Source organism: Caenimonas sedimenti (assembly GCF_007833165.1).
Lineage (GTDB): Bacteria > Pseudomonadota > Gammaproteobacteria > Burkholderiales > Burkholderiaceae_C > Ramlibacter > Ramlibacter sedimenti.
Window position 1 is genome coordinate 64,545 of the sequence record NZ_VOBQ01000007.1, and the last position, 11,560, is coordinate 76,104.

General features: G+C 67.8%; 8 protein-coding genes. 1 reads left to right on the forward strand and 7 read right to left on the reverse strand.

Annotated elements, in window-relative coordinates:
- Nucleotides 1–5: 5 nt before the first annotated feature.
- On the forward strand, nt 6–3,428 hold the full coding sequence (locus tag FN976_RS09580) for a CheR family methyltransferase (RefSeq protein WP_145892797.1): 3,423 nt from the start codon (nt 6–8) through the stop codon (nt 3,426–3,428).
- On the opposite strand, the gene FN976_RS09585 is transcribed toward FN976_RS09580, so the two are convergent.
- The 7 genes from FN976_RS09585 to FN976_RS29155 all read right to left on the reverse strand — a co-directional run.
- Nucleotides 3,412–5,583, reverse strand: a complete 2,172-nt coding sequence (locus tag FN976_RS09585; RefSeq protein WP_145892798.1) for an amylo-alpha-1,6-glucosidase — start codon at nt 5,581–5,583, stop codon at nt 3,412–3,414. The two genes, FN976_RS09580 and FN976_RS09585, sit on opposite strands and share 17 nt — an antisense overlap.
- 31 nt (nt 5,584–5,614) lie before the next feature.
- On the reverse strand, nt 5,615–6,661 hold the full coding sequence (locus FN976_RS09590; protein ID WP_145892799.1) for a glycosyltransferase family 4 protein: 1,047 nt from the start codon (nt 6,659–6,661) through the stop codon (nt 5,615–5,617).
- 47 nt (nt 6,662–6,708) lie between these two features.
- Complete coding sequence (locus FN976_RS09595; RefSeq protein WP_145892800.1) at nt 6,709–8,238, reverse strand: malonate--CoA ligase; 1,530 nt, start codon at nt 8,236–8,238, stop codon at nt 6,709–6,711.
- A gap of 18 nt (nt 8,239–8,256) precedes the next feature.
- Entirely contained in the window at nt 8,257–9,258 is a 1,002-nt protein-coding gene (locus FN976_RS09600; protein WP_145892801.1) for a Bug family tripartite tricarboxylate transporter substrate binding protein, read from the reverse strand.
- Between the two features lie 43 nt (nt 9,259–9,301).
- Nucleotides 9,302–10,654, reverse strand: a complete 1,353-nt coding sequence (locus FN976_RS09605; protein ID WP_145892802.1) for a malonyl-CoA decarboxylase domain-containing protein — start codon at nt 10,652–10,654, stop codon at nt 9,302–9,304.
- Nucleotides 10,651–11,319, reverse strand: a complete 669-nt coding sequence (locus FN976_RS09610; RefSeq protein ID WP_145892803.1) for a GntR family transcriptional regulator — start codon at nt 11,317–11,319, stop codon at nt 10,651–10,653. Before FN976_RS09610 ends, FN976_RS09605 begins: the two co-directional genes overlap by 4 nt.
- A gap of 38 nt (nt 11,320–11,357) precedes the next feature.
- Nucleotides 11,358–11,560 (reverse strand): hypothetical protein (locus FN976_RS29155; RefSeq protein WP_222432790.1); only part of this gene is annotated, 203 nt, incomplete at its 5' end.

Here is an 11,560-nt window from a genome sequence, read left to right on the forward strand (position 1 = left end):
TTCGAATGACAGAGCACCTGCGCCCCGACGGCGCCGAGCAGGATCTCGCCGAAGAGATCGACAACATCGTCCCCAGCCACGGCTACAACAAGATTCCGGTGGTCGGGCTGGGCGGTTCCGCCGGCAGCATCGAGGCGCTGCAGGAATTCTTCCGCGTCATGCCGGCCGGCTCGGGGCTGGCCTTCGTCGTCGTCATCCATCTTTCGCCGGACCACGACAGTTCGCTCACGGAACTCCTGCAGCGCTGCACGCCAATGCGCGTCGTGCAGGCGAATGAACAGATCAGCGTGGAGCCGGGCACCGTCTACGTCATTCCGCCCGGCAAACTGATCCAGTCGGCGAACGGACACCTGAAGCTCTCCGCGATCGGCGAGGAACGGGCCCGCCACGTCACCGTCGACGTGTTCTTCCGCACCCTGGCCGACAGCCATGCCCCCCATTCGGCGGCCGTGGTGCTGTCCGGCATGGATGGGGACGGCGCCATCGGCATCAAGCGCATCAAGGAGCGCGGCGGCCTGACCGTGGCGCAGGATCCGGAGGAAGCGCTGCACGGCAGCATGCCCCGCAGTTCGGTCGACACCGGCATGGTCGACTGGGTGCTGCCGGTGCGCGACATGCCGGCGCGGCTGCTGTCCTATTTCCGGCTGGAACAATCGATCAACCTGCCACCGGAGGAGTCACCGGCACCGGCGCAAAGCCGCCACGAGCAGGATGAAGCGCAGTTGCGTGACGTCCTCAGCTTCCTGCGCACGCGGACCGGCCGCGATTTCAGCAACTACAAGCGCGCGACCGTGCTGCGCCGCCTGGGCCGGCGCATGCAGGTCAACGGGGTCGACAACCTGGGCAGCTACCTGACGTGCCTGCGCACCCGGTCCGGCGAGTGCAATGCCTTGCTGCAGGACCTGCTGATCAGCGTCACCAACTTTTTCCGCGATGCCGAGTGCTTCGAGGCCCTCGAGGCCCACCTGCCTGCCTTGTTCGCCGGCAAGAAAGCGGGCGACGTGGTCCGCGTGTGGACGGTGGCCTGCGCAACGGGGGAGGAAGCCTATTCGCTGGCGATGCTCCTGAGCGAGCACGCGCGCACGCTGGACTCGCCGCCACTGATCCAGGTGTTCGCGACCGACCTGGACGACGGCGCCATCCGCACCGCACGCGACGGCGTGTATCCGCTCGCGATCACGGCCGACGTGTCCCCGGAACGCCTGCGCCGCCATTTCATCAAGGAACACCGCGGCTATCGCGTGCGGCGCGAATTGCGCGAGATGGTGCTGTTCGCGGTGCATGACGTGCTGAAGGATTCACCCTTCTCGCGGCTGGACATGGTGAGCTGCCGCAACCTGCTGATCTACCTGACTCGCGAGGCCCAGACCCGCGTGATGGAGACCGTGCACTTCGGGCTGGTCCCCCACGGAAAATTGATGCTGGGCTCGTCCGAATCCATCGACGAGACCAGCCTGCTCTTCCAGGTGCTGGACAAGAAGCATCGCATCTACGAGCAGCGGCCGGTGGGCCGGACCAGTGTGCCGCTGCGCAGCGCGCCGGCCACATTGGCGCTGGCCGAGAGAGCGCAACAGGCCGCGCGCGACGGCCCGATCGTCAGCAGCCAGGCCGGCCTCCTGTCGTCGACCGAACCCTCCGCCGCCACGCCGGGGGCGCCCGGCGGCCGCCTCAACCTTGCCGAACTTCACCTGCGTCTGGTCGAACACCTGGCGCCGCCTTCGGTGCTGCTCGACGCCGACTACAAGATCCTGCACCTCTCGCCCCGCGCGGGCCGCTTCCTGCAATTCTCCGGCGGCGAACCCAGCCGCGACCTGCTGCGTGCCATGCCCGCGGAATTGCGCATCGAGTTGCGCGCCGCGCTGTACCAGGCGGGCCAGACTCGCGGCACCGCCGAACTGCAGGCGCTGCCCTTTCCCCTCGGTGGGTCCACCACCCTGGTGGACGTCCGGGTCCTGTGCCTGGAACAGGAAGGCGATCCGCTCTTCCTTGTCACCTTCGACCCGCGCATCCCGGACGCCGGCCAAGTGGCCGATGCCGCCGCCCGTGCGGAAACGGACCCGCTGGCGCGGCACCTCGATCGCGAGATCGAGCGCCTGAAGTCGCACCTGCGCGAAACCGTGGAGCAATACGAGGCCTCGACCGAGGAAATCAAGGCCAGCAACGAAGAGCTGCAGGCCATGAACGAGGAGTTGCGGGCCGCCACGGAGGAACTCGAAACCAGCCGCGAAGAACTGCAGTCGATCAACGAGGAGCTCACCACGGTCAACCAGGAGCTCAAGAACAAGGTCGAGGAGCTGGTGCATTCCAACAGCGACATGCAGAACCTGATGGACGCGACGGCCATCGCGACCATCTTCCTGAACCGCGACCTGCGGATCACGCGCTACACGCCGTCCGCCGGGGCGCTCTTCAACCTGATCCCCAGCGACGCCGGCCGGCCGCTGACGGACATGGCGTCACAGCTGGACTACCCCGAGCTGGGCGACGACGCCCGCTCCGTGCTCGCGCGGCTGGTGCCCATCGAGCGCGAGGTCAGCCAGCGCGGCGACCGCTGGTACCTCGCCCGCCTCCTGCCGTACCGCACGATCGAGGACAGGATCGGCGGCGTTGTCTTCACCTTCATCGACATCACCGAACGCAAGAAGGCCGAGGAGGTGCAGCGCTGGCTCTCCTCGGTGGTGCGCGCCACCTCCGATGCGGTCATCAGCTTTGCCCCGGACCACACCATCCTCAGCTGGAACGGCGGCGCCGAGCGGATCTTCGGCTACACGGCTGAAGAAGCCATCGGCCAGCCATTGACCATGCTGGCGCCCGATGGCGGCGCCGAACAGGACCGCCTGGTCGCCAACGTCGTTCATGGCAACGGCGTGGACAACCACGAGACCGTGCGCAAACGCAAGGACGGCACGCGGATCCACGTGGCGATCACGCTGTCGCCGATCCGCGACGACGACGGCAAGATGCTGGCGGGCACCGCGCTGGCGCGCGACATCAGCAGCGCGCGGGCCGCGGCGGATGCCTTGCGCGCCAGCGAAGAACGGTTGCGCCTGCTGGTCGAAAGCGCACGCGAGTACGCCATTTTCTCCACCGATCTCGAGCGGCGCGTCACCAGCTGGAACAGCGGCGCCGAACGCTTGCTGGGCTTCTCGGAATCCGAGGTGATGGGCCGCTCGGCCGACATCATCTTCACGCCCGAAGACCGGGCCGATGGGGCACCGGAACGCGAAGCCGCCACCGCTTTGCGCGAAGGCCGCGCATCCGATGAACGCACGCACATGCGCAAGGATGGCAGCCGTTTCTTCGGCAGCGGCGCCATGATGGCCATGCGCAACACGGCGGGCGAGCCGGTGGGCCTGGTCAAGATCCTGCGCGACCCTTCGGACCGTCCCCCCCCCCCGACCCCGGCGCCGCTCAGGCCTGAATGCTGACGCGCAGGGCCGGATCCTTGCGCAGGACCTCGACGCCGACGTTGCGTTCGTAGCGCTGCAGCAGCAGGTCGCAACTCGGTCCCGGAGCGCCCAGGCGCGTGATGCGCAGCCAGTCGATGAAGGGCGGCAGACGCGGCGTCTTCAGCACCATCTCGCCCGTGTCCGCGCGCACCTCCAGCCCCAGGCAGGCCTGCAGGATGGCGAACGGCGCCGCCGCGGCCCAGGCCTGCGGCGAACAGGCGACTGGATAGAGCGTGGGCCCGGCACCGGCGCGGCGCGGAAAGCCGCAGAAGAGTTCGGGCAGGCGGTGCAGGTCGAAATGCAGGCTCGCGTCGAACAGGCTCGAAAACAGGCGCACCGCATCCTCGGTGCGCCCATAGCCCGCCATGCCGGCGGCCGCGAGCGCGTTGTCGTGCGGCCAGACCGAGCCGTTGTGGTACGACATCGGGTTGTAGCGCGGCTGGCCCGCCGCGATGGTGCGGATGCCCCAGCCGCTGAAGAAATCGGCGCCCATCAGGCCGTCGATCACCCGCTGCGCGTGCTCCGGGGCCGCGATCCCGCTCCACAGGCAGTGGCCGGTGTTGGATGACAGCACCTGGCAAGGCTTCTTCTGGCCGTCGAGCGCCAGCGCATACGTGGCAAGGTCGTCGCACCAGAAGGCGGACTGGAAGCGGCGGCGCAGTTCTTCCGCCTGCGCGGCGAGCCGGTCGGCCAGTGCGGTCTCCCCCAGGTGCCGGGCCATCTCCGCCACCATGCGCTTGCCCTGGTACACGTAGCCCTGCACCTCGCACAGCGCGATCGGGGCGTCCGCCATCTGGCCGTCGCGATGGAACACGGAATCGTTGGAATCCTTCCAGCCCTGCTGGACCAGGCCCTCGGCGCTGCGCCGCGCGTACTCGACGAAGCCATCACCATCGACGTCGCCGGACTCGTCGATCCAGCGCAGCGCCGCCAGCAAGTGCGGCCACAAGCTGCGGATCAGGCCCTCGTCGGCCGTGCGCTGCCAGTAGGCAGCTGCCAGAACCAGGAACAGCGGCGTGGCGTCCACCGTGCCGTAGTAGCGGCCGAACGGGATTTCGCGCGTGTGCGCCATCTCGCTCGCGCGCGCCTCGTGCAGGATCTTGCCCGGCTCCGCATCGCGTTCGGCGTCGCTCTCCGTCGCCTGGGTCGCGGCCAGGAAGCACAGGACCCCGCGCGCCAGGTTGGGATCGACCCACAGGTATTCCAGTGCCGTCAGGATGCCGTCGCGGCCGAAGGTCGTCGAGTACCAGGGCACGCCCGCGAACGGGTACGGCCCGCTCGGCAGCTCGGTGGTCAGCATCGCCAGGTCCGACACCGACCGGTCCAGCCAGAGGTTGACGAGCGGGTTCGAGGTTTCGATGGCGCAGCGCGTGCCCTGCCCTTGCAGGCGCACCCGGTTGTTCTCGTGCAGGGCCGAGTGGTAGGGCAGCACGGCCGGAACCGGCTCACCCTCGCACTCGCAGACCACCGTGCAATACAAGTGATGCTCCTCGCCCGGGTCCAGCCGCAGGTCCCAGCTGGCGCGGCCGGCGTCGATGCTGCGCGGCGCCGGCTCGAAACGCACGCGGGTGCGGCGCGCACGGCCGTCACGCCCCTGGTACGGCAGCACCACCTCGGTGGCCGCCACTTCAGGCGGCGACCGTTCGCCGCGTTGCTTGCGCTGCATGCCGCGCACTTCGAACAGGTCGATGAAGTCACCGTCGAACGTCATCTCCAGGCGCACCGTCGCGCTCTCCTCGCCGTGGTGGCTGAGGCGCAGGTGCTCGTAGCAGGCGCCCTTCCACAGCAGCTTGGCGCGGTAGAGATGCAGCGTGCCCTTGGGCAGCACGACCTTGTTGTCCACCGTCAGGTCGGGGTTCATCAGGTCGATGACGAGCAGGCTGTTGGCCTCCTCCACCGACGAGCCCAGGTACAGCGGCCGCGCGCCGTTGATCGTCAGCTCCTGGTGCGACAGGTAGCGCGTGTCGTTGTGGTACAGCCCCTCCTGCCCCGGCGCCAGAGCGGCGACATCGCCGAAGCGGTCGAACATCGCGAAGGTCTCGTCGTTCTTCAGGACCTGGGGCTGCTCTTCCGGATGAGCGAAGGTCGCGAGCACGTACCACTTGTCGTCGATCTGGATTTTCTTCTTGGCCATGACGGGTGCGACGGCCGGGCCGCCGGAAAGTTCACGCGGCGACGCGCGCGTCTTGCTCTTGCACGAGCGCACGGTAGCGCTCGACGTAGTGGCGCGCCATCACGGGCGCGGTGAAGCGGCGCTCGAAGGCGTCACGGCAGGCACGGCGGTCGAGCCGCGCGACGTCGCGCGCGGCGGCGATCGCCTGGGCCTGGTCGTGCACGACGAAGCCCGTGACGCCGTCTTCGATGATCTCGGGCACCGAGCCGTGCCCGTACGCCACCACCGGCGTGCCGCAGGCAAGCGACTCGATCATGACGAGGCCGAACGGCTCGGGCCAGTCGATCGGCATCAGGAACGCCTTGGCGTTGCCGATGAAATCGTCCTTGTCGGCGTCGCCGATCTCGCCGACGAAGGTGACGAGCGGATGGTCCAGCAGCGGCTCGATCTTCTCTTCGAAGTACGGCCTGTCATGCACGTCCACCTTGGCCGCGATGCGCAGTGGCGTGTTGCAGGCGATGGCGATCTCGATGGCGCGGTCGCAGCCCTTTTCGGGTGAGACGCGGCCGACGAACGCGAAGTAGTCCTGGGCCTCGGGATGGAAGTGGTAAAGATCGGGCGGTAGGCCATGCGGGATGGTCGCCAGCCAGTTCGCCCAGGCCAGGGGCCGGCGCTGGCTGTCCGAGATGGACACCAGGGGATGCCGCGCGAAACGCTTGAACAGCGGGGTCAGGTCCGGCAGGTCCAGCCGGCCGTGCAAAGTGGTCAGGCTCGGCGTGCGGCAATGGACCGCCACCGGCAGGTGGACGGTGTCGACGTGGAAATGGATCACGTCGAACTCGTTGCACGTCTCGCGCACGCGGTCCACCAGCAAGGTGTGCCAGATGACCGGGTCGGGCTTGGCCGGGTGCAGTCGCAGCGCCCTGTCCACGACGGGCACCAGCCGAGCCGAGGTGCTGGAATCGCCGCTGGCGAACAGCGTGACCTCGTGGCCCATGGCCACCAGGGCTTCGGTGAGGTAGTGGACGACGCGTTCCGTGCCGCCGTAGGCGCGCGGTGGAACGCTCTCGATGAGCGGGGCAACCTGGGCGATCTTCATAAGCCGTCCAAGCTAGCGGAGCACCCCCGCCGGTGGTGTAGGACGCGTTAGACGAAGAGCGCTTTGTGCTGCTCACGCAGCAGGTTCTTCTGCACCTTGCCCATGGTGTTGCGCGGCAGCTCGTCCACCACGAAGCACCGTTTCGGGATCTTGAAGTTGGCCAGCTGCGCCTTGAGCGCCGCGATGAGGCGCTCGCCGTCGATCCGCGCACCAGGCTTGGGAATGACGACCGCGACGCCGACCTCACCGAAGTCCGGATGGGGCACGCCCACCACGGCGCTTTCGGCCACGCCATCCGCTTCGTTGAGGTAGCCCTCGATCTCGGCCGGATAGACGTTGTAGCCGCCGCTGATGATGAGGTCCTTGCTGCGCCCGACGATGACGACGTAGCCGCGCTCGTCGATCTTGCCGACGTCGCCGGTCTTGAACCAGCCATCCGCCGTGAACTCTTCCTTCGTCTTCTCCGGCATGCGCCAGTAACCGGCGAAGACGTTGGGGCCGCGCACCTGGATGGCGCCGATTTCGCCGCGCGGCAGTTCGGTGCCGTCGTCGCCCGTCACGCGCACGCCCACGCCGGGCAGCGGGAAGCCGACGGTGCCGCCTCGGCGCTCGCCGTCACTCGGCAGGTACGGGTTGGAAGTGAGCATGATGGTTTCGCTCATGCCGTAGCGCTCGAGGATGGTATGCCCCGTGCGTTCCTTCCACTCGTTGAAGGTTTCCACCAGCAGCGGCGCCGAACCTGAGATGAAAAGGCGCATGTTGCGCGCGGCGTTGCGATCCAGCGCGGATTCGGCGAGCATGCGCGTGTAGAGCGTGGGCACGCCCATGAAGACAGTCGCCTCGGGCAGCTTCGCGATCACCGCCTTGGGATCGAACCTGCCGAACCACAGCATCTTGCTGCCGTTCAACAGGGCGCCATGCAGCGCGACGAACAGCCCATGCACGTGGAAGATGGGCAGGGCGTGCACGAGCACATCGCCTTTCTCCCATCCCCAGTAGTCCTTGAGCACCTCGGCGTTGGACAGCAGGTTGCCGTGCGTGAGCATGGCCCCTTTGCTGCGACCGGTGGTGCCGCTGGTGTACAGGATGGCGGCGAGATCGTCGTCCGCCTTGCGTGCGGTCTCGTGCTGGTCGCTGTGGTGCACGGCGCGCTCCAGCAGCGAACCCGTGCGATCCTCGCCGAGCGTGAAGACGTGGCGCGTGCCGGCCTGGAAGGCGATCTTGCTGACCCAGCCGAAGTTCCTGGGCGTGCAGACCACCACCGACGGTTCCGCATTGCCGACGAAGTATTCGATCTCGGCCTTCTGGTAGGCCGTGTTCAAGGGGAGGAAGACGTAGCCTGCGCGCAGCGTCGCCAGGTACAGCAGCATGGCCTCGACCGACTTCTCGACCTGCACAGCAACGCGCGCGCCGTCCGGCAGCTTCAGCGACAGCAGAAGGTTGGCCAGCATGGCACTGGCCCGGTCGAGGTCGCGCCAGCTGTAGGCCAGGCCGTCGTCGGTTTCCACCGCGACGGCATCCAGGTTCGAGGGAAAGGCGGCCCGCAGGGCCGCGAACAGGTTGCGGTTCTCTTTCATCAAAACGTCGTGGCGCTTTCAGTCGGGCGTGATCCCGGAAGTCTTGACGACCTGGGCCCAGCGCTTGATCTCGGCGTTGATGAAGCTGCCGAACTGCTGCTGGCTCAGATTGGGGAACTCGGCACCCTGGCTGGCCCAGACTGCCTTGAGTTCGTCGGAAGCGATGGCCTTGCGCATCTCCTCGATGATGCGCGCCTGCACGTCGGCCGCCGTGCCCTTCGGCGCCCACAGCCCGTACCAGGTCGTGACGGTGTAATCCGGAAGGCCGACCTCGGCCGCGCAGGGCACGTCCGGCAGCGAAGGGTTGCGCGTCTTGCCCGACACCATCAGGGCCTTGATGCGGCCGCCCTTGATGTGGGCGGCGCTGGACCCCAGCCCGTCGAACATCATGTCCACCTGGCCGCCGACGAGGTCGCGCAACGCCGGGCCGGCGCCGGTGTAGGGAATGTGCGTGATGAAGGTCTTGGTCTGCTGCTTGAAGAGTTCGCCGGCCATGTGGTGCGAGGTGCCTGCGCCGGCCGAGCCGTAGTTGTAGCGGCCCGGGCTCTTGCGCATCAGTTCCAGGAACGACTTGAAGTCGGGCGAGGTGATGTTCTTCGGGTTGACCACGATCACTTGCGGAACCGAGGCAGCCAGCACCAGCGGCACGAAATCCTTCTCGAGGTCGTAGTCCAGCTTGCGGTACATCGAAGGGGCGATGGTGTGGTGGACCGCGCCCATGAAGATGTTGTAGCCGTCTGGCGCGGCTTTGGCGGCAAGACTGGCCCCGAGCGTTCCGCCGGCGCCACCGCGGTTCTCGATGACGAGGTTCTGCCCCGTCTGCTTGGCAAACTGCGCGGACAGCGGACGCCCGAAGGCATCGGTGCCGCCGCCCGCCGCGAACGGCACCACCATGTTGACGGGCTTGGCGGGCCAGCGGGCCTGCGCGTTCGCGAGCCAGGGGGCGAGACCGGTGATACCGGTTCCCGCCAGTGCGGCCACGCGCAAAACGCCGCGCCGGGTAAGGCTGTTCGAATCCATTGTCTTGTCTCCTGTTCTGGTACTGCGTCTTGCGGAAAACGGGCTAACGATAGAGGTCTTCGATGGCCCCCGAAATCGGGATTTGTCCCTGCGCGAGCATGGCGCGATGCTTGTCGAGGCGCTTCGGGTCGTACAGGTAGTTCACCATGAGACCAAAAGACTGCTTCAAACCCTTGGCCGAAGGATCGCCGCCCCAGTTCAGGCGCTCGACGCGCGCTCCATTGCCGAGGTGGAAGCGCGCCACCGGGTCAAGTGGCTTCCCGTCCTGCTGTTCGCGGCCGAGGTAGCGCGCCGCCCAGGCGAGCAGCTCGGCGCGCTTGGGCGACCTGGGGTCAAGCGCCAGCGGATCCTCCAGCCCCGCCAGCACCTCGGCCGGCGCCGTCTTCTGCAGCCAGGCGCGGAAACCCGGGATCGGTGACAGGGTCGCGAAGGTCTTGAGCTTCGGGAACTCGGCCTTGAGCTCCTCCACCACGCGTTTGATCAGCGAGTCGCCGAAGCTCACGCCGCGCAGGCCGTCCTGCGTGTTGCTGATGGAATAGAAGATGGCGGTGGTGGCCTTGCCCAGGTCGGACGGCGCGGCCGTTTCGTCGAGCAGCGGCGGGATGCTGCCCGCGATCTCGTCCGTCAACGCCACCTCGACGAAGATCAGCGGCTCGTCCGGCAGCCGCGGATGGAAGAAGCCATAGCAGCGGCGGTCGGAGTCGAGCCGGTTCTTCACGTCGGCCCAGCTGCGGATGTCGTGCACGGCCTCGTACTTGATCAGCTTCTCGATCAACGACGCCGGCGAATCCCAGCTGATGCGGCGCAGTTCGAGAAAGCCGACGTCGAACCACGTGGAGAACATGTACTCCATCTCGACGTCCAGCGCGCGCAGCCGCCGGTCGCCCTTCAGGTGCGGCTGCAGCTCGGCGCGCAAGTCGACCAGGAAGCGGATGCCGTCCGCATCCGCACTGAAGCGCTGCAGCACCCGGCGGCGGGGCGACACGGTGGCGCGCCGGTAGATCACTTCGGCGGCGGCTTCGTCGGGCGTGCCGACGGCGGCGGCGTACTGCGCCTGCGCCTTCTTGACCTTCTCCGGGTCAGCGGTGAACTGCTCGCTCATCAGCAGCCAAAGGTCGCGCCGCTGCGCGGGAGTGGCGCCCGCGTACCAGGCCTCCATCAACTTGGCGCGCCGGCCGCCTTCGACCTCGCTCACGCGGGGATCGATGATGCCTTGCAGGTCTTCCAGCAGACGGCGCAGCTCGCGCGGCGACAGGGCCTCCTCGCCGCGGCGCAGGGTGGCATCGAGCCGTGCACGGAGCGGCCGCTCGCCGGTCGGGGCGGCCACCACCGTCTCGGCGACGGCGGCGGGCCGCATCAGGGCGACGCTGCGGCTGAACCACTCCGTCGCGCTCATGAGGCGATCCTCGATCGCTGGCCGCGGGCCAATTCGCGCAGTGCCACGCGCTGCCGGGTCAGGTGGGTTTTCATCGCGGCTTCCGCGCCTTCCGGGTCACGCGCCTTCAGTGCCGCGAACACCGCCAGGTGCTCCGTGAGGCTTTGCTCGAGGCGCCCCGGCGCATGCAGCTGTTGCAGGCGCGCCAGCTTGACGATCTTGCGCAGGTCGCCGATGACCGTGGCGAGCCAGCGGTTGCCGGCCAGCGCGATGATGGCTTCGTGGATGGCGAAGTTCACTTCGTAGTACTCATTGATGCGCTTGCCCTTGGCGTGGCGGCTGAGCTTGTCGTGCATGGCCTCCAGCGTCGCCAGGTCGGCGTCCGTTGCGTTCTGCGCGGCCTCGTAGGCGCAGCGGCCTTCCAACAGCGCGATCACGGGGAAGATCTCGTCCAGGTCCTGCTCGGTCACCTCGTTGACGAAGCAGCCGCGGCGCGGCTCGTGCCGCACCAGGCCCTCGACCGTGAGCACCTTCAGGGCTTCGCGCAGCGGCGTGCGGGAGATGCGCATCTCCTCCGCCAGCCGCACTTCGTCCAGGAACGTCCCGGGCGGCCACTCACCCGCGAAGATGCGCTCGCGCAGTTGCGCGGCGACTTCGTCGTGGAGGGAGTTGGCGACGATGCGCATGGGGGTCTGCTCTCGTAATTTCCTGTAATTACGGATAATTATGCAGCTTCTTGCGGCTTGTGGGGCAGGTAGTTTCCCGAACTGATGTTGACGAGCGGCTCGCCGCACGCGTCGGCCTCGCAGGCAAAGCCGCACGCGGGCGGGCTGTGGCGCGCTGGCACGGCGTTCGTCGGGCCGCGCGCGGCCCTACCGAATTCCCTGCGCCGTCCGGTCATGCGGCCCCGCGGGCGAACTCGCTCCG